This is a genomic window from Corynebacterium sp. MSK041 (assembly GCF_030232265.1).
Taxonomy (GTDB): domain Bacteria; phylum Actinomycetota; class Actinomycetes; order Mycobacteriales; family Mycobacteriaceae; genus Corynebacterium.
The window spans coordinates 110,528-135,062 of record NZ_JASPJK010000002.1; the positions used below are offsets into that span (position 1 = coordinate 110,528).

Annotated in this window: 24 protein-coding genes and 1 tRNA gene; 12 read left to right on the top strand and 13 right to left on the bottom strand. The window is 57.8% G+C overall.

Annotation, left to right across the window (positions count from 1 at the left end):
• Positions 1-19: 19 nt before the first annotated feature.
• Positions 20-1,030: a DUF418 domain-containing protein gene (locus tag QP968_RS02850; RefSeq protein WP_284854924.1), complete on the bottom strand. Its 1,011-nt coding sequence runs from the start codon at positions 1,028-1,030 to the stop codon at positions 20-22.
• Between the two features lie 116 nt (positions 1,031-1,146).
• Between QP968_RS02850 and QP968_RS02855 the strand changes: the two genes are divergently transcribed.
• The 3 genes from QP968_RS02855 to QP968_RS02865 are packed head-to-tail and all read left to right on the top strand — an operon-like array spanning position 1,147 to position 3,049.
• Positions 1,147-1,545, top strand: a complete 399-nt coding sequence (locus tag QP968_RS02855; RefSeq protein WP_284854925.1) for a TetR/AcrR family transcriptional regulator — start codon at positions 1,147-1,149, stop codon at positions 1,543-1,545.
• On the top strand, positions 1,542-1,904 hold the full coding sequence (locus QP968_RS02860; RefSeq protein ID WP_284854926.1) for a hypothetical protein: 363 nt from the start codon (positions 1,542-1,544) through the stop codon (positions 1,902-1,904). Before QP968_RS02855 ends, QP968_RS02860 begins: the two co-directional genes overlap by 4 nt.
• A 50-nt stretch (positions 1,905-1,954) precedes the next feature.
• A complete protein-coding gene (locus QP968_RS02865) occupies positions 1,955-3,049 on the top strand; it encodes a DNA alkylation repair protein (protein WP_284854927.1) in 1,095 nt (364 codons plus the stop codon).
• 222 nt (positions 3,050-3,271) lie between these two features.
• Here the strand turns inward: QP968_RS02865 and QP968_RS02870 are convergent.
• Positions 3,272-3,345: transfer RNA gene (locus QP968_RS02870), tRNA-Leu, on the bottom strand.
• Positions 3,346-3,415: 70 nt separating this feature from the next.
• Positions 3,416-4,993, bottom strand: coding sequence for an alanine/glycine:cation symporter family protein (locus tag QP968_RS02875; protein ID WP_284854928.1), 1,578 nt, complete (start codon positions 4,991-4,993; stop codon positions 3,416-3,418).
• A gap of 193 nt (positions 4,994-5,186) precedes the next feature.
• Between QP968_RS02875 and QP968_RS02880 the strand changes: the two genes are divergently transcribed.
• The 6 genes from QP968_RS02880 (at position 5,187) to QP968_RS02905 (ending at position 10,792) form a co-directional block, all read left to right on the top strand.
• Entirely contained in the window at positions 5,187-6,101 is a 915-nt protein-coding gene (locus tag QP968_RS02880) for a phytoene/squalene synthase family protein (RefSeq protein ID WP_284855106.1), read from the top strand.
• Positions 6,098-7,675 (top strand): phytoene desaturase family protein, encoded by a 1,578-nt coding sequence (gene crtI / locus QP968_RS02885; protein WP_284854929.1) that lies wholly within the window; start codon positions 6,098-6,100, stop codon positions 7,673-7,675. Before QP968_RS02880 ends, crtI begins: the two co-directional genes overlap by 4 nt.
• 84 nt (positions 7,676-7,759) lie before the next feature.
• Positions 7,760-8,104, top strand: a complete 345-nt coding sequence (locus QP968_RS02890) for a hypothetical protein (protein ID WP_284854930.1) — start codon at positions 7,760-7,762, stop codon at positions 8,102-8,104.
• 100 nt (positions 8,105-8,204) lie between these two features.
• Complete coding sequence (locus QP968_RS02895; RefSeq protein ID WP_284854931.1) at positions 8,205-9,104, top strand: ABC transporter substrate-binding protein; 900 nt, start codon at positions 8,205-8,207, stop codon at positions 9,102-9,104.
• Between the two features lie 2 nt (positions 9,105-9,106).
• Positions 9,107-10,027: an amino acid ABC transporter permease gene (locus tag QP968_RS02900; protein WP_284854932.1), complete on the top strand. Its 921-nt coding sequence runs from the start codon at positions 9,107-9,109 to the stop codon at positions 10,025-10,027.
• On the top strand, positions 10,028-10,792 hold the full coding sequence (locus tag QP968_RS02905; protein WP_284854933.1) for an amino acid ABC transporter ATP-binding protein: 765 nt from the start codon (positions 10,028-10,030) through the stop codon (positions 10,790-10,792). It abuts the gene before it with no gap.
• Between the two features lie 86 nt (positions 10,793-10,878).
• Here QP968_RS02905 and coaD read toward each other — a convergent pair whose 3' ends face one another.
• Genes coaD through QP968_RS02935 form a run of 6 tightly spaced genes read right to left on the bottom strand, consistent with a single transcriptional unit; the run spans position 10,879 to position 17,276 of the window.
• A complete protein-coding gene (gene coaD, locus QP968_RS02910) occupies positions 10,879-11,358 on the bottom strand; it encodes a pantetheine-phosphate adenylyltransferase (protein ID WP_284854934.1) in 480 nt (159 codons plus the stop codon).
• Positions 11,358-11,936, bottom strand: coding sequence for an RsmD family RNA methyltransferase (locus tag QP968_RS02915; RefSeq protein WP_284854935.1), 579 nt, complete (start codon positions 11,934-11,936; stop codon positions 11,358-11,360). Before QP968_RS02915 ends, coaD begins: the two co-directional genes overlap by 1 nt.
• Before the next feature lie 20 nt (positions 11,937-11,956).
• Entirely contained in the window at positions 11,957-14,077 is a 2,121-nt protein-coding gene (locus QP968_RS02920) for an ATP-dependent DNA helicase RecG (protein WP_284854936.1), read from the bottom strand.
• A 3-nt stretch (positions 14,078-14,080) separates the two neighbouring features.
• Positions 14,081-15,619: a DAK2 domain-containing protein gene (locus QP968_RS02925; protein WP_284854937.1), complete on the bottom strand. Its 1,539-nt coding sequence runs from the start codon at positions 15,617-15,619 to the stop codon at positions 14,081-14,083.
• Positions 15,620-15,630: 11 nt separating this feature from the next.
• Positions 15,631-16,275: a uracil-DNA glycosylase gene (locus QP968_RS02930; RefSeq protein WP_284854938.1), complete on the bottom strand. Its 645-nt coding sequence runs from the start codon at positions 16,273-16,275 to the stop codon at positions 15,631-15,633.
• Positions 16,272-17,276, bottom strand: a complete 1,005-nt coding sequence (locus tag QP968_RS02935; protein ID WP_284854939.1) for a thiamine-phosphate kinase — start codon at positions 17,274-17,276, stop codon at positions 16,272-16,274. Before QP968_RS02935 ends, QP968_RS02930 begins: the two co-directional genes overlap by 4 nt.
• 141 nt (positions 17,277-17,417) lie before the next feature.
• On the opposite strand from QP968_RS02935, the gene QP968_RS02940 reads away from it, so the two are divergent.
• Positions 17,418-18,404 carry a DUF3515 domain-containing protein gene (locus QP968_RS02940; RefSeq protein ID WP_284854940.1) on the top strand — a complete coding sequence of 329 codons (987 nt, stop codon included), beginning with the start codon at positions 17,418-17,420 and terminating at the stop codon, positions 18,402-18,404.
• Here QP968_RS02940 and QP968_RS02945 read toward each other — a convergent pair.
• Positions 18,373-19,437 (bottom strand): D-alanine--D-alanine ligase family protein, encoded by a 1,065-nt coding sequence (locus QP968_RS02945; RefSeq protein WP_284854941.1) that lies wholly within the window; start codon positions 19,435-19,437, stop codon positions 18,373-18,375. The genes QP968_RS02940 and QP968_RS02945 overlap by 32 nt on opposite strands.
• Before the next feature lie 22 nt (positions 19,438-19,459).
• Complete coding sequence (locus QP968_RS02950) at positions 19,460-20,458, bottom strand: NAD(P)H-dependent glycerol-3-phosphate dehydrogenase (RefSeq protein WP_284855107.1); 999 nt, start codon at positions 20,456-20,458, stop codon at positions 19,460-19,462.
• A gap of 151 nt (positions 20,459-20,609) precedes the next feature.
• On the opposite strand from QP968_RS02950, the gene QP968_RS02955 reads away from it, so the two are divergent.
• On the top strand, positions 20,610-21,629 hold the full coding sequence (locus QP968_RS02955) for an NUDIX hydrolase (protein ID WP_284854942.1): 1,020 nt from the start codon (positions 20,610-20,612) through the stop codon (positions 21,627-21,629).
• Positions 21,630-21,654: 25 nt separating this feature from the next.
• Here the strand turns inward: QP968_RS02955 and leuD are convergent, their stop codons facing one another.
• Together leuD and leuC are read right to left on the bottom strand one after the other, a co-directional pair.
• Positions 21,655-22,245 (bottom strand): 3-isopropylmalate dehydratase small subunit, encoded by a 591-nt coding sequence (gene leuD / locus QP968_RS02960; protein WP_284854943.1) that lies wholly within the window; start codon positions 22,243-22,245, stop codon positions 21,655-21,657.
• Positions 22,246-22,258: 13 nt separating this feature from the next.
• Positions 22,259-23,680, bottom strand: coding sequence for a 3-isopropylmalate dehydratase large subunit (gene leuC, locus QP968_RS02965; RefSeq protein ID WP_284854944.1), 1,422 nt, complete (start codon positions 23,678-23,680; stop codon positions 22,259-22,261).
• Between the two features lie 142 nt (positions 23,681-23,822).
• Between leuC and QP968_RS02970 the strand changes: the two genes are divergently transcribed.
• A complete protein-coding gene (locus QP968_RS02970; protein WP_284854945.1) occupies positions 23,823-24,530 on the top strand; it encodes an IclR family transcriptional regulator in 708 nt (235 codons plus the stop codon).
• Positions 24,531-24,535 lie beyond the last annotated feature (5 nt).

A 24,535-nucleotide genomic window follows, 5' to 3' on the forward strand; every position in this document is an offset into this window, starting at 1 on the left:
AGGACTACCCTTCACTCGTTTAGGAGGCCATACGAAGGCCGGTGCCCCACGTAATCTTCCGCCATAGTTTCTCCAACGGACCCTGGCTAAATTTCTTGAGCCAAAGTGCGCTGAAAATCATCTGTGCAGTCAGCATGACCATAACCACTGCCCATGCCGTGAAGAAGGAGGCGTTCGTAGCCGATCCTTGTTCGGCGGGAATGCCCAACACCGGCCTGATTGCCAGCAGGATCATTGTTGCTCCGATGTAGTTGGTTAAAGCCATTCGGCCTAATGGGGCAAAGATTACCTCGAATCCTTGTCGCAGAGGCGTGCGCAGTATGACGACTACAGCCGCAACCCATGTTGCAGCGAACAGGAAGCCGGCAATCGAAGAATGCGGTGAGAAGCCCGCTTGATCGCGGTGAAGGTATTGAATGTAGCTGCCGATGGCGGTGAGCAAGATGAGTATCGGCAGTGCTAACGCTGCTGGCTTCGGGTGCTCATCCAGTTTCTCCGGAACGCGCCACTCCGATGCGGCAAAGCCAAGTAGGAGCAGACCTGGAATGAGCAAAACACCACCAAAATACACGCCGACGAGGGTGAGGATCACACCAAGTGCGAGTGCGATTCCTCGTCTCTTCTCCAACGGTAGGAAAGTCAAAGGAAACAGGAAGACGAGTCCACCAATTGCGTAGGGCGTGAGGGCCTCACCTGGCTGAAATATCGTATGCACTAGCCCAAGGAGAAGCAGAGGAATGAGCCGTCGCAGCATGATCTGCCATTCCACTCGTCCGCGTCTCCGTGCCGAACGGGTAATCATGGCAAAGCCGATTCCAAACAAGAAGGTAAAAACAGGAAAGAACCGTTCGTTTACAAGGAGGTTCACCCATGTCCAAGCCTGGGTATTGCTTGTCGACGCTGGGTACATATTCCACATCTGCGTCACGTTAACGAAGGCGATGCCGCATACCGCGATTCCACGCACCACATCTAGCGAAAGAAGCCGGTTAGGTATCTCGATCTTTGCCGACGATGCACTGATGACCATTGCGTTCCTTACTGTTTAGTACTTCCCGTTTATGTGCAGTCTCCCCATTACCTCATAAATAGACCTTCAGATTCCTTTTTTGAAGGTTCTGGACATTTCATTCCAGAATAAATAGTATGAAAGTCATGGGCAGGCCAAGAGAGTTTGATGAAGACCAAGTTATCCGCAAGGCAATTGCGCTATTTGGTGAACGCGGATTTAATGCTCCACCCGTAGATGCAATCCTTTCTTCCCTTGGGATTAACCGCTCGAGCTTCTACAAGCTCTTTGGATCGAAGCACGGCCTGCTCCATGCAGCACTGGAGGCAGTGTGCCAAGAAGCTAAGGCCGGAGAAGTGACCGAGGACGCAAAAAACCTCGTTGTGGTCACCCTCGTTGAAGTTGCACCTACGAGCCACGAGATGCGAGGCCTCATTCTTGACGCAAGCGTTCTGTGCTTTGGAAAAGACAACGCCGTCCTTGGCAAACACCTACTCAACCGCGCCAGCGGAAAGCTCAAAGGAGACCACCAATGATCAATAGGCTTACTTTTACTGACAACGCACTCATTATTGAACCCGTTGGGATGAACAAAGTTTGGTCCTTTAAAGGCTCTATCAAGGTGCCGTGGAGCCATGTTCGAGGCGCCACCCACGACCCGGGTATCAAAGATGAACCGAAAGGCTTCCGTGGGCCGGGGCTCGCACAGGGGAAGAAGTTTGCCGGAACATTCCGCACTGGAGGAGAGAAACACTTTTGGAATGTCAGTGGATACGAGGATGCCGTAGTTATTGAACTAACCAACGAAGACTTCAGTCGGCTGATCCTCTCGATTGAGAACCCGGCGCAGAACGTAGCAAGAATTAATGAACTGGCTATGGCCAATAAAAAGTAGTCACGCAGTGAAATGTAGAGGTTTCTCCACACCCGGTATTGTGCACAGTCATGGCCCCCAAATTGAAGGACTACTTCAACGCTGACACGGCAAAGAAACTCGGTGCGCAACTGGGGATTGATGGTGCGGAATACGCCACGTGGGTCGCGCCGCGCGTTGAGAGTTTAGAGATCCTGGACCGTGTGACTGTGTTTGCTCAGGGGCTTCGAGAGAGGCTTGCGGGGGACTATACGGAGGTGGTTGGAGGGATCGTCGATAAGCTTGGGCCCGAGCTTGCGGAGGGCGAGGGCTACTTCAACCACGCATTTCACTTGTGGCCGGTGAGTCGTTTTATTGAGCTATACGGGGTGGATAATCCGGAGGTTTCTCTAGGTGCAATCGAGGCTCTTACGAGGGCCTTTACTGGCGAGTGGGCTGTGCGTCCCTTCCTCGAGCGCTACCCGGAGCTGACCATGGCGCGGGTGCATGAGTGGGCAGGCTCGGACAGCCACAACGTGCGTCGTCTGGCTTCTGAGGGCATCCGACCACGCCTGCCATGGGCAAAGGTGCACACACCGTTTGTGGCGGATCCTTCCCCGATCATTCCGGTGCTGGACCGGTTATATACGGATGAATCGCTCTTCGTGCGTAAATCCGTGGCCAACAACCTCAACGACATCGGACGAACACAACCGGACTTGGCGCTCGCAACTGCTCGGCGATGGGCAGACAGCGGTGCACCGCACGCCGCATGGGTAGTGGAACGCGGGTTGCGTGGGCTGATCAAGCAAGGTCACAGTGAGGCCTTGGAGCTGGCCGGGTTCTCGTCACCTACCGCCATCACCATGACTCGCCCCGAATTCCCCCACGCTGTGGGTATTGGGGAGAAGGCGACTCTTTCAGCGACGCTCATTAACACGGGCGATGCGCCCGCGAATGTACTGGCAGAATACCGCGTTCACTTCCTCAAGAAGAACGGAACCCGCAAACCAAGCGTTTTCCGCCTTGGCAAATACACGCTTGAGCCGGGTGAAACCCGTGTCGTGACCAAGACACACCCGTTCCGGATCACCAGCACGCGTACCTACTACCCCGGTACACATGCTATAAGCCTGGTGATCAACGGGCGCGAGGGTGAGCTCGTGGAATTCGAACCCACCCAATAGCAGCCGCAGGTGGACTAGCCGCCAGTAGACGGTGAGGTCTCACCGCGCTCCTGCGTGGCTCCCCGCTGCACCATTCTCGAATATCGTGCAGAACCCCCATTAAAACACCTGGACTGCACTGAACTTCGGAAAGTTGAGGGCATACTGTCAACACCCAGGTCTCGGGTTAAAAGAAAGAAGCCCCGAGACATAACCGGAACTATGTCTCGAGACTTCACACCGTGCCCCAGGTGAGACTCGAACTCACACTGGACGGGTTTTGAATCCGTTGCCTCTGCCAATTGGGCTACTGGGGCGTGCTCTGGAAAGAATAGCGCACGGGATCGCGTGCGCTGAAATCAGCACGCTCCAGAGGCTGTTATCCCACTAAATGCGTGGGTAGCGGTCGAGGATGGGGTCGTTGAGACGGAGTTCGTCGATAAGCTCGCCTGTCTCCCATGTGCCGGCCTCAACCATGGCGGCTTTGCGTGCAACCCAGAAATCGGCGTTCTTGATGCCCAGTGCTTCAGGGTCGAACTGGGGGTCGCGGCCGGCCTTCTTCTGGCGGCGGTAATCCCACAGGCACTTAAGGGCGGGCGCCTGGATGACCAGGATGGCCAGAATGTTCAGCCAAGCTGTCGCGCCCACGCCAATGTCGCCGAGTGCCCATGCGTTGCCCGGGGTGGTGGTGGCGCCCACCCAGACGGATCCGAGGATGAGGACACGCAGGAACCAGATGATCACGGAGCGGGTCTTCTCATTCTTGATCCAACGGTTCAGGTAGGTGAAGTTGACCTCAGCCATGTAGTAGTAGGCGACGATCGTGGTGAAGGCGAAGAACAGGATGGCCAGCGCCACGAAGCTCGCGCCAAGGCCCGGGGTGAAGGAGTCAAGTGCGGACTGCACGAAACCGGGGCCGACCTTAACTGTGTCCGCCACAGCACCGCTGAAACGTACTGGCCCGTCTTCGATGCCGTTCTCGTACACGCGGTACATGTCGGTGGAGATGATGATGAACGCGGTAGCGGAGCAGATGAGCAAAGTGTCAACGTACACAGCGAAGGACTGAACAAAACCCTGCTTCGCCGGGTGCGAAACTTCGGCGGCAGCAGCGGACTGCGGGCCGGTGCCCTGGCCAGCTTCGTTGGAGTAAATGCCGCGCTTGACGCCCCACATAATGGCGAAGCCAAGGAGGCCAGAGAATGCTGCTTCCTTGTCGAATGCGGAGCGGAAGATCAGCCCGAAGACCTCCGGGATCTCAGATGCGTTGACAAAGAGCACGGCGATGGCCACGATCACATAGATCAGTGCCATGAAGGGCACGACCATGGAGGCGAACCACGCGATGCGCTTCACACCACCGATGACGATGATGCCCAGCAGAGTCACCATGACAAGGGCGGTAGCCCATGTCGGAACCGCCCAGGCGTTCTCAACTGCACCAGACACACCGTTGGCCTGCACGCCCGGCAGGAAGTAGGACGTGGCCAGGATCATCATGACCGCGAAGACGATCGCGTAGACGAGAGCGAATTTGCCGGCCTTGGTGTGCTTGTAGGCCTTCTCAATGTAGTAGGCCGGGCCACCACGGTATTCGCCCGTGTCCTGGTCCTTCTCCTTGTAGATCTGAGCCAGACAGCACTCAATGTAGGACGTGGCGGACCCAAGGAAGGCCACGATCCACATCCAGAACACAGCGCCCGGGCCACCAAAGGCAATCGCGGTGGCCACACCTGCGATGTTGCCCACACCGACGCGGCCGGCAAGCGAGATCATGAGGGACTGGAACGGCGAAATACCGTCAGCGGAGTCTTCCCGCGACGACACCTGCTTGATCATGTCCGGCAAGCAGCGCACCTGCAGGAACAAGGTCACCAGAGTGAAGTACACCCCGGCGCCCAAACAAAGATAAACGAGCCAGTTGGACCAAATCAGGCCATTCAGCGTTGTAATGACGGTTTCCACGTATGGACCTTTCCTATGCCAGCCGCAGCGGGGCGGGTTTCACATGATGAAATGAATTTAGTGCATGGTCCAGCCCAATGTTAAGAGTTTTCAACGAATTTCTTGTTAAAAAATACACGCCTGTGCATATGTCAAGGCCCGTACCGTTTCGGCATTCTGGCCGCCACGCACTAACTTATGTCCTATGAGTGCAATGTCCTCGGATCGCTTTTTGCGGCGATACGACGCGATGTGTTGCGATGCTGCGGCCGCGGTGATGAAGCGGTATTCCACAAGCTTCACCATGGCCACGAAGCTACTCCCCGGGCAGACCAAGGTAGACATCCGGAACCTTTATGCGGTAGTCCGCATTGCGGATGAGATTGTGGATGGTACTGCGCAGCAAGCGTCGGTGGCTGATGTTTCTGCGCTGCTCGATGCGTATGAAGTCGCTGTGCTTGCCGCGCCGTCTCAGCGTTTCCACTCCGACCCTATCCTTCACGCCTACGCCCAAACAGCACGACGCTGCGCATTTGATCCTGCGCATATCACCGCCTTCTTCACTTCCATGCGCAGGGACGCCAACCAAACCACGTACACACAAAATGACTTTGATGAGTATGTGTACGGTTCAGCGGAAGTCATTGGGCTTCTTTGCTTATCGACGTTCACCGCAGGCATGCCTTTCTCCCCTGCCGAGGAGGCAAAGCTTGCCGAGGGCGCACGCTCCTTGGGCGCGGCCTTCCAGAAGGTCAATTTCCTCCGAGATATAGCAGTCGACTCACGCGAGCTCGGTCGTTCCTATTTCCCCGGAATCAATCCAGCCGCGAACCAACCACTCGATGATGCTGCCAAAGATGCCATCGTTGCTGATATTCGCGCAGATCTTGCGGTAGCACGGCAATCCATCGGCCTTCTCCCCCGCCGTGTACGAGCCGGAGTTGTTGCGGCAGCCGATCTTTTCGAGGAACTGACAAACATGATTGATGTGACGCCGGCATCCGTACTAGCCACAACACGCATTAGTGTTCCCCGTCGACGCAAGCTGTGGTTAACGGCACGTGCCGCTTCCCGTGTTGCTGGCCAGCGCCAAAGCATGTCCTCGTTCTCGGAGGATCCACGGCAATGACCACGCATGAAGGTGTGCATGCCGGGCGCACCGCCATTGTGATTGGTGCTGGCATCGCTGGTCTGGCCACAGCCGCGTTGCTGGGCAAGGAGGGCTATGCCGTGAAGCTGATCGAACGCCTAGATGCCATCGGCGGCCGCGCCGGAGATCTCCATGTCGACGGCTTTCGTTTTGATACCGGTCCGTCCTGGTATCTCATGCCCGAGGCTTTTGACCATTTCTTTGAGCTCTGTGGCACGCGCACTGCGGATGTCCTTGATCTCGTGGATCTCAATCCCGGCTACCGGCTCTTCCCTGAGGGAGCCACCTATATTGATGTGCCTTCTAACCGTGGTGAAGCCATCGCTCTATTCGAATCCATCGAGCCTGGAGCGGGTGTGGCGCTGGCGGACTATCTGGATAGCGCCGGGGAAACCTACCGGCTGGCAGTGGACTACTTCCTGTACACCACATTCAGCTCCCCGGCTGCGTTCTTTGTGCCCGCGGTGTGGCGGAACTACTCCAAACTCGCCGAGTACCTCACCCGCTCCCTGGAAAGCTTTGTGGCGAGACGGTTTACTGACACACGGCTTCGCCAAATGCTCTCCTACCCAGCGGTGTTCCTGTCATCTGATCCGGCACACACGCCGTCGATGTATCACCTCATGAGCCACACAGATCTTGTCCAAGGAGTGAAGTACCCCCGCGGTGGATTCACCGCCGTTGTTCAGGCCCTTGCGGGTCAAGCTGTCGCCTACGGCGCTGACATTCAGCTGAATACCGCGGTGACAGCAATTGATACGGAGGGGAATAGAGCTACCGGGGTGACGGTAGGGCGGGATAACGGGGACGTCGAAAAGCTTTCTGCTGACATCGTGGTGTCTGCTGCGGATCTGAAATTCACTGAGACACAGCTGCTTCCTCACGATAAACGCACGTATAGCGAGGAGTACTTTGCCGCCCGCAACCCCGGTTTGGGCACGGTGCTGGTCATGCTTGGCGTGAAGGGCGCACTCCCCCAGCTTGAACACCACAACCTGCTGTTTAGTGCCGATTGGTCTGACGACTTTGGTGCGGTTTTCCGTGACCCAGTGGCTAGTCGGCGAAACGGCGCGTCCCAGTCGATCTACATTTCCAAGCCTTCCGCGACGGATCCGAGCACAGCGCCAGAAGGCCATGAAAACCTTTTCATTCTCATTCCTACGCCAGCTGACACAAATCTTGGGCACGGCGATGCGTACCACGTGCATGCCTCCGAAACGGTGGAAGCTATCGCAAATTCTGCTATTGAACAGGTGGCTGCATGGTGCGGGATTCCTGATTTGCCCCAGCGCATCATGGTCCGACGCACTTTAGGCCCGGCTGATTTTGAAGAGCGCTATCACGCTTGGGCCGGTGGTGCGATCGGGCCTGCGCACACACTGAAACAATCAGCATTCCTCCGAGGACGGAACGCATCACGGAAATTAAAAAACCTTTACTACGCTGGGGCGACAACCGTGCCTGGCGTGGGTGTGCCGATGTGTTTGATTTCAGCGGAGAACGTGATCAAACGCCTGCGCGGTGACCGTTCGGCCGGGCCGTTATCCGTGTGAAACTCCGCAACTCCACCGCGATTGTAGGTTTCTGTACACCAATTCAGTTTTGTATTGGGGCTAGTAAAGCTACACTTCACTGTCATGCGTACAAAGATGATTGCCGTTGCCACCGCTGCCACCTTGGCCCTTTCCGCTGCACCCGCTGTTCATGCACAACCCGCGAAGAGCACCAAGGGTGCTGATACCGCTATTGGTCGCGGCATTGAGAATGCCTTTGATCCGGAGAAGGCCTCGTCGATGAAGGAAGATAGCGCCAAGGGCTTCTTCGACATGGTGGTGAAACCGTACCGTCTGATGTCTTCTGACAATACGGAGCAGAGCTCCCAGGGTGTCACCCAGGCCATCATCAACTACGTGATCCTTGCGGTTGGTGTGACGGTGATTGGTCAGATTATTCAGCTGATCATGTCCAAACTGCCACGCTAATAATCCAAGAATGCGCTGCTCAATCAGCGTTTAAAAATTCTTCCACTTTATCCAGAGGCATACAATAATCTTCATTCGAAGGCATTGTATGCTTCTTTTTATGTTTAAACCTCGCAAGGTGGCCACCGCCATGCTCACCGCCGCTACTGTCGGCGCGTTGAGTGGCTGTGTCACCAACGTAGAAGGCGGGAATCCAGACGGCTGGGAACAAATTACCCCAGCTGAAGTACCCAAGATCGCAGCAATGGTGCCGGACAATGTCCGTCAGGACGGTTTCTTCACCATTGGCGCCAACCCACCGTTCGCGCCTTTCGAGTTTAAGGACTCGGAAGGCGCAATCGTGGGGATGGAGATGGATTTGGGCCACGCCCTAGCTAGCGTCATGGGCTTGGAATTCCGCGCTGTTGACCAAGACTTCGCCATGATTCTCCCCGCAGTGCAAGCAGGCACGCTTGATGCTGGCATGTCGGGTTTTACGGATAGCGAGGAACGCCGACAGAACTTTGACTTTGTCAATTTCCTCTACGCCGGCATCCAGTGGGCGCAATCTCCTGGCAACGATGTTGATCCGGCTAACCCCTGTGGTCTCACCGTGGCTGTACAGCGCACCACCGTCTCCGAAACGGATGATGTGCGGCCGAAGGCCGCCAAGTGTGAGGAGCAAGGCAACCCCATCACCATCCTCTCCTACGACACGTCGGACAACGCTGCTCTTGCTGTGCTCGTCGGTCGCGCCGATGCGCTGAGTGCGGACTCCCCTGTTTCCGCGTGGGCTGTGGACCGCTCAGACGGCAAGCTCGAATTGGTTGGGGAGATGTTCGATGCGGCACCGTATGGCATTGCTGTGCCGAAGGACTCCCCACTGGGGCCAGCATTGGCCGCTGCCATGCAGCATCTCATCGACACTGGCGAGTACGAACGCATCATGGAGCAGTGGAATGTGAAGACAGGCATGCTCGACCAAGCTCTTATTAACGAACAACCCGTGGGAGGACAATAACCATGACGCTCAAACCCACACGCCCAGAGCGCATCGAAGCCAAACCGTTGCGCCATCCCGGACGGTGGATCACCGCAGCTATCCTCGTTGCGCTGTTCATCTTGTTCATCGTCGATGCCGCCGGCCGTGATGCCTATGGGTGGTCCACGTACAGGGCATACATCTTTGACACCCGCATTCTTACCGCTGCTGGTCACACCCTCGCGCTGACTGTTCTGTCCATGATCATCGGTGTTGTGCTCGGCGTGGTGCTGGCAGTGATGCGCATGTCGCCGAACCCAGTGTTCAAATCCATCGCTTGGCTGTACCTGTGGGTCTTCCGTGGCACCCCGATCTACGTGCAGTTGGTCTTTTGGGGTCTCATTGGTGCGATCTACCAGTCCATCAACCTAGGGTTTACAGAGGTTTCCCTCGACGCACTGACGTCTTCTGCTTTCGCCCTCGCCGTGATCGGCTTGGGTCTCAACGAGGCTGGCTACATGGCAGAGATTGTCCGTTCTGGTGTGAACTCGGTGCCTGCTGGCCAGATTGAAGCGTCGAAAGCCTTGGGCATGGGCTGGGGCATGACTATGCGCCGCACCGTGCTGCCGCAAGCCATGCGCATCATCATCCCACCTACCGGAAATGAGTTCATCTCGCTGCTGAAGACCTCTTCCCTCGTTGTCGCTGTCCCCTACTCCCTCGAGCTCTACGGCCGCAGCCAAGACATCGCTGCCGCGCTCTTCGAGCCAGTGCCCATGCTGCTTGTTGCCGCAACGTGGTACCTCATCATCACATCCATCCTTATGGTTGGCCAGCACTACTTGGAGCGCTATTTTGACCGCGGTGTTACCCGCGAACTGACCGCCCGCCAGTTGGCGGCACTCACTGACGCTGAGGGTAAGGCCCCGAACAACGTCACCGTCGTGGAAAGGAACTCTTAAATGAGCACCCCTATGATTCAAGCCGTTGATGTATGGAAGTCTTTTGGCACTCTTGACGTGCTCAAGGGAATCAACCTAGAGGTGAATAAGGGAGAGGTCACCTGTCTCATTGGCCCCTCTGGTTCCGGCAAGTCCACGTTCCTGCGTTGTGTCAACCACCTGGAAAAGGTCACTGCTGGTCGCCTGTACGTCGATGGTGAGCTCATCGGCTACCGGGAGAAGAACGGTGCGTTGCATGAAATCTCCGAGAAAGAAGCCGCACTGCAGCGTCGCGAGGTAGGCATGGTGTTCCAGAACTTCAACCTCTTCGGTCATCGCACCGCGCTGGAGAACATCATCGAAGCGCCGATCCATGTCAAAGGCATGAAGCCGGAGGCCGCGAAGAAGCGCGCGATGGAACTGCTTGAGCAGGTCGGCCTGGCCAACAAGGCTGAGGCGTATCCAGTACAGCTCTCGGGTGGTCAGCAGCAGCGTGTTGCCATCGCTCGTGCGGTTGCGATGGATCCGAAGCTCATGCTTTTCGACGAACCCACATCCGCCCTTGACCCCGAACTCGTCGGTGAAGTCCTCCGCGTCATGCGTGAACTAGCGGCTTCTGGGATGACCATGCTCGTGGTCACCCATGAGATGGCCTTCGCCCATGAGGTGGCTGACAACGTAGCCTTCATGTCTGACGGTCAGATTGTCGAATACGGCACGCCGGAGCAGGTGCTGGACAACCCGCAGCACGAGCGGACGAAGGAATTTCTTTCCTCTATCTTCTAGCGTTCGAGAAATCTCTCATCGCAAGAGCGCCGACCTGGGGAAACAGGTGCGCATATTCAGGAAGTGGTGAGATTTCTCGAGTGCTTCTAATCCTTGAACTTGGCGTTCATGGCCTCCACGACGTGATCAGGCACCAGTCCGCTCACGTCGCCGCCATATTTAGCCACTTCTTTGCACAGGGATGAGGAAATGTAGCCATACTTCTCATCCGTCATGAGGAAGAAGGTATCTACCCCAGACAAGCGACGGTTCATCTGCGCCATCGGCAGCTCATAGTCGTAGTCCAGGGAAGAGCGCAGGCCCTTCACCAAGGCACCCACATGGTTTGCCGTGGTGTAGTCCACCAACAGCCCACCCCATGTGTCCACCGTGATGTTGGGGATGTGGCTGGTGGCCTGACGAATCATGTCCATGCGTTCTTCGATGTTGAACAAGCCACTTTGCTTGTTCGGGTTCGCGGTGACAAGGACGATGACTTCCTCGAAGCTCTTGGCGGCACGTGTGAAAATATCCACGTGGCCGTTTGTCACGGGATCAAAGGATCCGGGGCACACTGCTTTCGTCACTATTCCTCGTCCTTCCTGCGGTGGAACGTGGCCATATCCATACGAGCGATACCATACAGCCGCTTCTTCAGCTTCTGCCCAGTGGGCGTGAATCCCTCCGGCCACGCTGTCTCCGGGCTATCACGGTGGCGTTCAATCACCACTGCAGCCTCATCAGCCAGGGCGGGGATGAGGGCGTTGAGCATGTCCACCACCGCTTCGTCCGCAAGCTCATACGGCGGATCCGCCAAGACCATGGTGAAATGCTCACGCGGGGCACGGGCAACATAGGTCGATGCTTTCACGGGTTCGATGTGCACGTTCGGGTGACCAACAACCCCCGCGTTGTAGCGGATGATCTCTACCGCTTGCGGGTCGTTTTCCACCAGCACGACCTCAGCCGCGCCACGGGACGCAGCTTCCAAGCCGAGGGCTCCGGAGCCGGCAAATAGATCAAGCACATTTTGTCCGGCGAAGCCGAAACGGACCTGCAACGAGGAAAACAAGCCTTCACGCGCACGATCAGCAGTGGGCCTGGTGCCCTCCGGTGGGACCTTGATCTTCCGGCCTCGGGCTTCACCCGAAATGATGCGGTTCATGCGCAACACTCTAGCTTGAGTTAGCTCTTGTTCAGATAATCAAAGGGGTCGAGGAAGAGATCCTCGGCGATCTCCCGTGCACGTTCGGGCGCAGAGTCCACGTAGTCCGCCGCATCGTCGTACGCGCGCTGAATAATCTCATAGTCCTGCACAAGATTCAGCAACCGCAGTTGACGGTCCGTACCGGACTGGGATGTGCCCAGAACGTCACCCTCGGAGCGGGTTTCCAGGTCAAGTTCGGCGAGCTGGAAACCATCAGAGATTTCCGCAATCCGGGTGACGCGTTCCAGTTGGGGCGATCCTTCCTCCGCGAACGTGTGGAAGAGACACAACGAAGCGTGACCGCCACGGCCAACGCGTCCGCGGAGCTGGTGGAGCTGGGAAACACCGAAATGCTCTGATTCGCGCACCATCATCACGGTGGCGTTGGGCACATCCACGCCCACCTCAATGACCGTGGTGGAGACCAGCACGTCGATTGTTCCCGCGGTGAAAGCGGACATGACGTGATCCTTCTCTTCACCCTTCATGCGACCGTGCAGGACACCGATGGTGAGCCCTTCGAGCTCGCGGCGCTCTAGCGTGTCGGCGACCTCAAGAACGCCCCCTGGACCATCAATACGCGGGCACACCACGTAGGCCTGGTGGCCGCTGTAAACCTCTTCCTTTATCTTCTCCCAGGCCCGTTCCACCCACGCCCGCTTGAACTCAGGGACAACCGCGGACTGGATGGGTTTACGTCCACCGGGAAGTTCAGTCAAGGTGGACACAGCCAGGTCCCCGAACACCGTCATGGCGATGGTGCGGGGAATCGGCGTTGCTGTCATGACCAGCAGATGCGGTGTGTTCTCCCCTGCTTTATCACGCAAACGATTGCGTTGTTCCACCCCAAAACGATGCTGCTCATCCACCACGACGAAGCCAAGGTTAAAAAATTCCACCATGTCCTGGATAATCGCGTGAGTTCCAACGACGATGTCAGCTTCACCCGTCATAATCGCCAACAGCGCTTCCTGTTTCTGCACCGTGGACATGGACCCTGTCAGCGCAACAACGCGCGCGTGCACCCCCGTTTGCATGAGGGTCTTGCGCAAGGACTTCTCGTGCTGCAGGGTGAGCACCTCAGTCGGTGCAAGCAGGGCGCACTGCATGCCGTTATCAACAGCTTGCAACATCGAGGCAAGAGCAACGATGGTCTTACCGGAACCCACTTCACCCTGCAGCAACCGGCTCATGGGGGTGCTGCGCTCAAGGTCAGCGGAGATCTCTTCAAGTACCTTTGCCTGCCCGGCGGTGAGCTTAAACGGAAGATGATCCACCAGGTGTGACATATCCCCATCAGGCTTGCGTGGCAGCGCGGTGGCTTGACGGTAGGAATCATCACGCCTACGCATAGCCATGACAAGCGCGACGCTCAATGCCTCGTTGTATTTGAGTCGCTCCATCGCCGCGTGCGGTCCCTGCGAGGTGGGGTTGTGAATCTGATTGAGCGCCTCATGCAAAGACAGCAGGCCAGGTGGCGTGTACCCCAGCGGTTCAGGAATCTCTTCAATGGTGTCCAGCACCATACTGATAGCACCCATGATCGTCCACGTAGACAGGTTCTTCGTGGCTGGATAGACGGGAAGATAATCACGTCCAGCCAGAAGTTCATCCGGATCCCCAAAGACCGAGAGCTTCTTAATCGACCCAGTGGACGCCCCCTTGTTGCTGCCTGCTTGAGGGGTCCCCGGTGCAGACAGGATCATGAAATCCGGGTGCTGTATCTGCGGCTGATCCCTGAAGAATTTCACCTTGCCCGTGAACATCGCGCGCACGCCAGGCTTGAGTACCCGCGGGGCATACTTCGCGCCGAAGAAGGAAGCCTCAATCGATTGAGACCCATCGGTGATGACGGCTTTAAAAATTGGACGCTTGGACGTCGTGATGGTGCGCACGCTCTCCACGTTGCCGATGAAACTGATCGTGTCATCGGGCAGGACACCATCCAACGCGTCCCCCGTGCCGTATTGCAGGTATTTGCGGGGATAGTGCTCTAGGAGACCAGCAACTGTCTCAATCCCGAGGTGCTTCGCAATCGCGCGCGCAGGTGCCGTGGGAATGACCAAGTTTAGAGGGGTGAAATTAGTCAGACCCAGCATGTTTTACTCCACTCCGAGCTGTCCGGCCGAGCCTAACCCATCTGCGGGATACACCACGACCTCAGCGTCAAGGTCAGCTTCCAGCGCCTCCACATCTACGTTGGCCACATCCTGCGGGGAGACCAAAACTGTCACCAGTTCCCCACCGCCATCCAACATCACTGTAGCTGCGTCCCGCACGGCTGCGGTTAGGCTTTCGGTCCGCACAATCAGCGTGTCGCGTGCGACGACTTCCACACCACCATCTGTGGCCACAATGTCCGCCACGGCCATCTCCTCAGCAGCTTCGCTCATCACTGCTGCGGCCTCATCAACAGGCAGGCGCGGATCATGGACAGATACCGCCGCGATGCCGTTGACCAGGCGGACAGTGGGGAGCAGCGTCAGCGCCAAGGACTCATTCGCCGCTGTCGCTTCGATCTCCTCCAGGGTAGCCCGGTCAAGCTGCCCATTAGGAAGAATGATCACTTCATGCGCACCGGAAGCCGCTATTTCGCGGTAAACGTCCGCGACCACGTTGGGCCCCGGAGCCACCGCCACAGCGCCCGCGCGGTTGTACAAATCCATGAGCGAACCAACCGGCGTAATTGCCACAATGAGACGACCAACGCGTCGCGCTTCGTGCATCGGGGTGGCATCCGGCAGGATCTCCAACCGCAGGTCACTCACGGCACCGAGCTCAAAAACTCGCTCAATCACCGCACCAGCTGCCGTCGTGTGAATGTGTACCTTGCCATGTGTATCCGTCGCTCGCGCGATCACAAGGCTACGGCCCATCGTGGCCAACACAGCTTCAAGCTCATCCAACGGTCCTTCAAACATGAACAGGACTTCCAGCCAGCCTGCTACCCCATGGGAATGATCCGCCTCATCATGTGCGCTCTCATGCTCCGCGTCATCCCCCGCGGTTCCATGAATACTGCCACCAGTCACCTCAGCATTAAGCACCTTGAGCAACAACACCAAGCCTGTACCGCCCGCATCCACAACACCGGCTTCGCGCAGTTCAGCCAGCTGAGAAGGAGTGTTCGCAAGAGCTTCTTCAGCGGATGCCAAAGCCGCCGCCGTGACATCGCTCAAATCAAGATTTCTTATCGACGCCCCCTCCGCCGCCCTCGCCGCCTCCCGCAAGACCGTAATGATGGTGCCTTCAACAGGTTCCGCAATAGCGCGTTCCACGAAGGCAACGGCATTGCCCAAAGCCGCCGCGACAGCGCTGCCATCCAACTCCCCATCTGCTGCTGCCTGGGCAACGCCACGCAGCACCTGCGATAGGACCACACCGGAATTGCCACGAGCACCTTTGATGCTGCCGACGGCCAGAGCCTCCGCAACAACATCAGCGGTGGCGTCAGCTTCACATTCCGCAGCTTCACGCACGGCAGCAGCCATGGTGAAAGCCATGTTTGAGCCCGTGTCCGAGTCCGGGACGGGGAAAACATTCAGGCTGTTGATCTCTTCGCGGTGACGGCCCAATTCATCTGCTGAACGGCGCGCCCATGACAGGAGTCGGGCACCATCAATAGTCTCAGCAGAAGTCATGGCCATTAACTCTACAATGCCCAGTCGACACCGGTCCCGCCCTGTGCGGCAAGAGCCTCATTAGCACGGGAAAACGGCCTCGAACCAAAGAAACCACGGCGTGCTGAAAGCGGTGATGGATGTGGAGACATAATGCACGGCGTATTCCCCAAGAAGCCCTTCGCGGTCTGCGCATCCCTGCCCCACAAAATGGCAACCAGCGGTGTTCCACGCTGAGCAAGCGCACGAATCGCCGTCTCCGTCACCTCTTCCCAGCCCTTGCCACGGTGGGAGCCTGGTTGCGCCGGCGCAACGGTGAGAACTCGGTTAAGCAGCATGATCCCTTGGCTTGCCCAGGAGCTTAGGTCGCCGTCGGTGCGGGGTGGGATGCCTAAGTCGTCGAAAAGCTCTGCATAGATATTCACTAAGGAACGCGGCGGCTTGACTCCGGGCTGCGTAGAAAAACTTAAGCCCATCGGATGTCCCGGTGTGGGATACGGGTCTTGGCCAAGGATGAGTACTCGGACACTCTCAAACGGATCCTGAAAAGCCCGAAGGATGTCCTTCCCCGCCGGCAAATACGCTGGCTGTGTGCGGAGGAAATCCCCCATCGCATGAATACGATCCTCAACGCTGGCCAGCGGCTCCTGCCACGAAGGGTGAACGGGAAGACTCACGAGAAACTCTCCCACCCGCGTGTGTACTGTGGCGCATTCCCATCGATGGTCACGGAGATGCTGGAGGTGGTTGCGGCACTGGACCCGCTCTCACTACTTGGCTTGTGCACCGTCCCGATGGGACGGAAACCCACCGGCGCCTCGGCCTGCAGGGTGCCTATCAACGTGTGGTCCTCCCCTCCTTCACATACCCACTTCCAGGGATCAACCCCCAGCATCTCACCGGCCTTGACCAACAACGCATCTGGCGCGATCGCATCGGAGTTCAAATCAATCCGGACACCAGAGCGCTGCGCCAAAACTCCGACATCATGCAGCAGACCATCCGAATTGTCCGTCATCGAGGTAGCGCCAGCTGAACGCGCAACCATGCCGCACCCTGGCGTGAGCTCCGGCGACTGGTAAGCATGCGCGAGCGGCTCCAGTTCTGCCGGAATAGTGATGCCGGACTCCAACAGCTCCAACCCCGCAGCTGAGTAACCAATTCGCCCATGCGCCACCACCGTTTGTCCAGCACGCGCACCCGTCAACGTCAAGGGTGGGCGATTGCCGCCGAGGGAGCCGATCGCGGTGATCGACAAAACTAGGCTCTGCCCCGCCGTCACATCTCCACCCACGAGCTCGGTGCCGTACTTATCCAATTCCGTGCCAATACCGCGGGCGATGTCCGCCACCACCGCAGCTGGAGTCCTGCTGGGTGCGGAAAAAGACAGCAACGCGGCTAATGGGCGAGCCCCCATCGCCTCAATATCGGCAAAGTTCTGCACCACAGCCTTTCGCCCCAACAGGAACGGGGTGGTCAGATCCGACCTGAAATGGCGCCCCTCCACCATCATGTCGGTCGTGGCAACCATCCGGGAATTAGGGGACGGCGGATGAAGCACAGCTGCATCATCACCATTCACAGCCGAAGGGCTGGCTTCAATGATGGAGCGGATAACAGCGTCCTCCCCGATCTCACCCAAGGTGGGACCATCAAGGGGAAAGCCAGTGTTGATCACAGAACGTCGCGCCTTTCGCATGGAATCAGACGGGGAGAATGAAGACAATCAGGTCACAGGGTAAACGACCGTAGGCCACAACACCGCGCCCGGGGTAGCTGCCATGGGTTCTGTACCTCTCACCAGATAGACTGTGCCGTTATGAGCACGGCGAGTACACACACAGAATCTTCCACCAGCGCACCCATGAACCGCACATTGGTGTACATCACCCTCGGGCTAGCGCTGCTGCTGGTCATCGGTGTTCTGGCTGGATCCAAATTTGTCTTGGACCGCACTGCCCACCAGCCTGTTGTCCTCTCACCCCTCCCAGCACCGCTGGCCGAGTCCCCCGACTGCGCTGCCGTGGTTGAACAGCTGCCTGAAAAGCTCGCTGGCCACCAACGCACACCGCTGGCGGACCCCGCCCCGGCTGGTGCCGCCGTGTGGCAGTCCTCCTCCACCGAGCGCATCACGCTGCGCTGTGGTGTGGATATGCCCCTGCAATACACAGAACTCAGCCCCACGTTCACCGCTGCCGGGGCCAAATGGGTGAAGGTGGGTGATCCCACAGGCACTGGCCTGGCTACCTGGTTCACCGTCGACCGCTCCCCCGTGTTGGCAGTGACGGCTGACAACACGGCTCTCGGCCGTCACGACAACCCAGTTGAAGGCCTGAACCTGGGCGCAGCTGAAGGCACGGCCCCTGAACCAGCACGTGCACCACTAGCAACGCTGGAAGACGCCCAGGATTATTCCGCACGTGCCTGTGATGAATTCATCGCCGCGTTGCCCGAAGAGGTGGCGGAAGGCTACACCCCCGTTGATGTCAGAGGGGTTGAAGGCCTAAACAAGGACCGCACGCAGGCCTGGGCGGGCGATGGCCTTGAGCCCATCGTTGTTCGCTGCGGCGTGAAGCAACCAGACAGCTACGCGCCGGGGGCAGTGCTCACGCAAGTCAATGAGATTCCGTGGTTTGAAGATGAAGCGGCCACCGACAATCCTGAAACCTCCGGTGGCCTAGCTACAACTCTCTACGCACTTGGCCGTGAAGCAAATATCGCTTTGTCGCTGCCGACTGGCCTCGGGGATGAAGCCCTGAACACAATCTCCGGTGTTATTTCCTCGACCGTTCCAGAGCGGAACTAATCAGTGTGTTGAGGAGCCCGCTGTAGCTCATTCCCGCAGCTTGGAATACCTGAGGGAACATCGAAATAGAGGTGAAACCAGGCATGGTGTTTACCTCATTGAGCATCGGTCCAGCCTCTGTGACAAAGAAGTCCACGCGTGCAAGGCCACGGCAATCCAAAGCCTTGAACGTCTGAATAGCTAGATCGGCGAGCTGCTGGTTCAACTCGTCGTCATATCCTGCCGGGATCGTCGCGGTGACCACGTTGTCCAGGTACTTGGTTTCAAAGCCGTAGAAACCTTCATCCGAATCAGCAGTGCCGTTGAGCTTCGCCGGGGGTGATGCCACCAACTCACCGCTGGCCAGCTCGATGACGCCAACCTCAACCTCATCGCCGACGAGCTCAGCCTCGACGATGACCTTCGTGTCATAGAGCTGCGCCATCCGCACTGCGTCCGCGAGATCATCCCACGCAGTGACTTTGGTGATTCCTATCGACGATCCCCCGCGCGCCGGCTTCACAAACACCGGCAAACCGAGGTAGTCCCGTTCCTTCTGACCAATTAAGTCTGCCGCCATACCGTCATGGAGGATGACTTCTCGGGTGACCGGGATACCAGCAGCACGAGTGATTGCTTTGGTGAACTCCTTGTCCATGGAGCACGCCGAGGAAAGCACACCCGTGCCCACATAGGGAACGCCAGCCATCTCCAACAGCCCCTGGATCGTCCCATCTTCACCGTAAGTGCCGTGCAGCACAGGAAAGACAACATCGACGGTGGCGAGGACCTCACCTGTATTCACGTCATAAAACTCGCCACGGCGTTTCGGGTTGACGGACAGAGCGATTTCACGGCCCTGCGTAACAGACGGCAGCTTGGAATCCCCTACTGGATCTGTTGTGCCCTCCACCCACACACCGTCCTGGGTGATGCCTACCGGGAAAATATCGAAGGTGTCCTGTGGCAGTTCAGCCATTATGGCGCCTGCGGAAATGCAGGAGATGGAATGCTCAGACGACATTCCTCCGTAAACGACGGCTAGTGTGATCATGGTTCACCACACTACTTGGGTGCTACTCCGATTTTTTGGATCGACCCATCAGTGCCACATCCATCTCATCAACTTTCATGTCCCCGTGGCAGACCGCATGAACCGCGGCTGTGAGAGGCATCTCTACCCCATTTGCCTCAGCGAGTTGATGCACGCTGGTGGAACTAGTCACGCCCTCAGCCACCTGACCATTCGTGGCCTTCCGCGCCTCCGCCATGGACATGCCTTGCCCCAAGCGCTGCCCGAATGTCCTGTTCCGAGAGAGCGTTGAACTGCACGTAGCCACCAAGTCACCGATTCCGGCCAGGCCAGCGAAGGTCTTCTGATCAGCCCCCAATTGCACACCCAAGCGCGTGATCTCAGCTAGGCCACGAGTGATCAGCGTTGCCTGAGTGTTCTCTCCCAGACCCTTACCTGCAGCCATACCGCAAGCCAAGGCAATAACGTTTTTACAAGCACCGCCGATCTCACAGCCCACGACATCGGTGTTGGTGTACGGACGCAAATAGTTCGTGGCGCACGCAGCTTGAATCAGTTTTGCGCGATTTAAATCAGTGCACGCAATCACAGTGGCAGCTGGTTGTTCCTCTGCCACCTCACGCGCCAAGTTAGGCCCTGACAGGACAGCAATACGGTCTTCTGCCACACCCGTGACATCCGCGATGACCTCTGACATCCGCTTAAACGTGCCCGTCTCAATACCTTTAGAAATGGACACCAGCGTGGAATCAGACGGCAAGTAAGGCGCCCATTCAGCTAAATTTTCACGCATCGTCTGACTGGGCACAGCAGGCACAACGATCTGTGCGGAATCAACAGCCGCTACTGCATCAGACGTGGCCTCGATGCCCGCCGGCAAATTAATCCCAGGAAGGTAATCAGCATTCACGCGGGTTTCAGCAATTGCCTGGGCAAGCTCCGGCCGGCGAGCCCACAACATCACTTGATTGCCCGCGTCCGCAAAAACCTTTGCCAAGGCCGTGCCCCAAGATCCAGCGCCTAAGACGGCTACTTTGACCATGTGCGTGCCCTTCCCTTCGTCGATAAGCATGCGCTTTTGAAAAACGCGTTCCTCCCCAAACTATCTAGCAGAGTAGGTCACAGTGTGTAAGGACGCGCAGACAAGGGGGCTTCCGTGCACAGTATCAAGCGATGCGGAACAATGGGTTCTCATGGGCAAGCAGTCACAACCAAACTCAAAGTTGCACGAACATGACAAAGACGTGCGGGGCGAAATGTTCCTCACAGGACGCCACCAAGAAATCCCCCGCAACCCGCATGAAGAGTTTGCAAAGACCACACTCGCCGCAGGTGCTGTGCTGTGGCGAGGCAATATTCAGGACTTCGACAGCATTGAAGTGGCCTGTATTCATCGGCCGCGTTACGACGATTGGTCCCTGGCTAAAGGCAAGGTCGATCCGGGCGAGTCGCTTGTGGCAACAGCGGTGCGCGAAATCCGTGAGGAAACCGGCTATCACATCAACCTGGGCAAGCTGCTGGGTAAAACCGTTTACCCGATTAAGAACTCAACCAAGGTTGTGTACTACTGGACAGGCAAGGTCATCGGTGGCGAGTTCGAACCGAACGAAGAAGTCGATGAGATTCGCTGGTTGCCTATCGACGAAGCTAAGGCCATCATGTCCTACGACCTCGACCGCCAGGTGCTAGCCAAGGCGGAGAAGCGTTTCCGTCTGCCTTCGACCAGCCGAATTCTCTACGTCCGCCACGCTCGCGCCCATGACCGCAAGAAATGGGCTGGCAACGACAACTTGCGTCCTTTGGACAAGAAGGGGCGCCGCCAATCAGAGATGCTTGTTCCGCTGCTGGCACCTTTCGCGCCGGACCGGATCTACTCGGCCCTGCCCGATCGCTGCCAAGCAACCGCAGCGCCGCTAGCGGACGAATTGAAGCTGCCCGTCGACGTAGACATCCGCTTTGGTGATGAAACCTGGATCAACAACATGGTGGAAGCCCAAAAAGCCTTCATGGATGTGGTCAATGAAGGTGGCACGAGCGTCATCGTGGGCCAGGGCCTGATCATCCCGAATATGCTCGCCTGGCTGGCAGCAAACGGTCGCTTGCCTATCGACGGGGAAATCAAGTCCAAGAAGGGCTCCGTCTGGGTGCTGACCTTTAATGAAGGCCAGCTCATCGGCGCGGACTACATGCCCACCGCGCTGCCCGTGCGCTAGGTAGTGCGAGGGCTAGTGCGGGTGCCTAGGACACCGACGGCTTGTATGCCGGGCGGTGCTCCTCAAAATCCTCGATAGCATCCGCATCGCGCATGGTCAGACCAATATCGTCCAGGCCTTCCATGAGGCGCCAACGGATGTAGTCGTCAATCTCAAACGTGAAGGTGTTTTCCCCCACGGTGACCGTGCGATCCTCTAGGGACACAGTAACCTCGGTGCCCGGACTCTGCTCGAGGATCTTCCAAATGAGCTCGATATCGGACTCCGTCATCTGGCCTGCCAACAGCCCTGCCTTCGACGTGTTGCCGCGGAAGATGTCCGCGAAGCGGGGGCTGAACACAGCCTTGAAGCCGTAATCCATGAGCGCCCAAACGGCGTGCTCACGGGATGAGCCCGTACCAAAATCCGGACCAGCGAACAGAACGGATCCGTTCTTGAACGCCTCCTGGTTCAGCACAAAATCCGGCTCACCTTGGCGCCAGTTAGAAAACAGCCCATCCTCAAAGCCGGTGCGTGACACACGCTTCAGGTACACGGCCGGGATGATCTGGTCCGTGTCCACGTTGGAGCGGGTCAGTGGCACGCCAATGCCGGTGTGGGTGGTGAACTTCTCCATGGTGTTGTTCTCCTTACAGATCAGCGGGGCTTGACAGGTGGCCAGTAATAGCGGTGGCTGCGGCAACCAGCGGGGACACCAAGTGGGTGCGGCCACCAGGGCCTTGACGGCCTTCGAAGTTACGGTTCGATGTGGAAGCAGAACGCTCGCCCGGCTTGAGCTGGTCCGGGTTCATGCCCAGGCACATAGAGCAGCCAGCGGTACGCCAATCCGCACCGAACTCGATGAAGATCTTGTCCAACCCCTCTTCTTCTGCCTGCTGCTTCACCATGGCGGAAGACGGCACAACCATCATGCGGGTCTCCGGGTGGATCTTCTTGCCCTTGAGAATCTCAGCAGCGGCACGCAGGTCTTCAATACGAGCATTCGTGCACGACCCCAGGAAGACCGTGTCGATCTTGATGTCACGCAACGGCGTACCCGGCTCAAGGTCCATGTACTTGAGGGCCTTCTCAGCCGCGGCCTTGAGAGTGTCATCACCGAAGGACTCTGGGTCCGGCACAGTCTCTGCCAACGGCAGGCCCTGGCCCGGGTTCGTACCCCACGTGACAAACGGGGTCAGCGCGGAGCCATCGATTTCCACGACTGTGTCAAACTCGGCGCCCTCATCCGTGGGCAATGTCTTCCAATACGCCACTGCGTCGTCCCAGTCCTTGCCCTTCGGCGCGAACTCACGGCCCTTGACATATTCAAAGGTCTTCTCATCCGGAGCGACCATGCCGGCACGGGCACCGCCCTCAATGGACATGTTGCAGATGGTCATGCGGGCTTCCATAGAGAGCTTCTCAATTGCCTCGCCACGGTACTCAATGATGTGGCCCGCGCCGCCGTTGGTGCCGATTTTGGCGATGATGGCCAGAATCAAGTCCTTCGCCGTCACGCCCGGCTGCAACTCACCAGAGACCTCAATAGCCATCGTCTTAAACGGCTTGAGTGGCAGCGTCTGCGTTGCCATGACGTGCTCCACCTCGGAAGTACCAATGCCCATACCGATCGAGCCGAAGGCGCCATGGGTGGACGTGTGCGAGTCACCACACACAATGGTCATGCCAGGCTGAGTGATACCCAACTGGGGGCCGACGGTGTGCACAATGCCCTGTTTAATATCGCCCATGGAGTGCAACCGCACACCGAACTCTTCGCAATTCTTGCGCAGGGTGGACACCTGCGTGCGGGAGGTCAGCTCCTCAATCTCCAGCAGGTTGCCGGACTTGATGCCCACGGTGGGCACGTTGTGGTCCTCGGTAGCCAGGTGCTGCTCCGGACGACGGATCTCACGGCCGTTCATGCGCAGCCCGTCAAAAGCCTGCGGCGAAGTCACTTCGTGGAGAAGCTGGAAGTCAATGTAAATCAGATCCGGGTCACCGTTCTCACCCTTCTTGACCACGTGGTCACGCCAGACTTTCTCAGCCAGTGTCAACGGTTTATCAACCATTGTCGCCTCCTTGAAGCTTCCCATCGCATGGGACGTACATTTCCATTCAGTGAGACAGTATAGAACATCTCTGCATGCAGCTTATCGACGCCTCCCCCACTCCCCCGCCCCTCCCACATAGTGGACTGCTACGATCCACTACGTGAGAAAGACCGACAAGAAGACAGACGCGCTCGAGGGCCCTTCCGGCATCAAGGTCCTCGACCGCTCTGTAAGCATCATCGAGGCCGTCGCTGGCGGCGATAAGACACTGTCTCAGCTCAGCGATGTCACCGGCCTGCCTCGTGCCACCACACACCGCCTGGCCACCGCACTGGAAGTACACCACATCCTCATCCGCACAGAAGCTGGAGCTTGGTCCATCGGACCGGCTCTCTCCCGCTACGCTGCGTCTGCCCCGTCAGCTGTCATTGAGGCGGCTAAACCCATCATGGGCGCACTGGTGCGCACCACCGGTGAATCCGTCCAGCTCTACGAACTGACCGGCAACACCCGCACTTGCGTTGCCGCCGTGGAGCCACCCAGCGGATTGACCAACACCGTGCCGGTTGGCTCCCAGCTTCCGCTCGACCGCGGTTCCGCTGCCCGCGTTTTCGCCGCCTATGAGCACATCACTGCACCTTTCAGCGAGGGAGAACTCGGGCGCGTGCGCAAAACACGTCTGGCAGAATCCGTCAATGAGCGTGAAGTTGGTTTATCTAGCGTGTCCACCCCTATCCATGACGCCACAGGACGTCTGTGCGCCGTCCTGTCCATCTCCGGCCCAGCTGAGCGCCTGAAGCCCTCCCCCGCCAACACGTGGGGTAAGCAGCTACTCAAGGCTGCCGACCAACTTATGTCAGAGATCTAACTCAC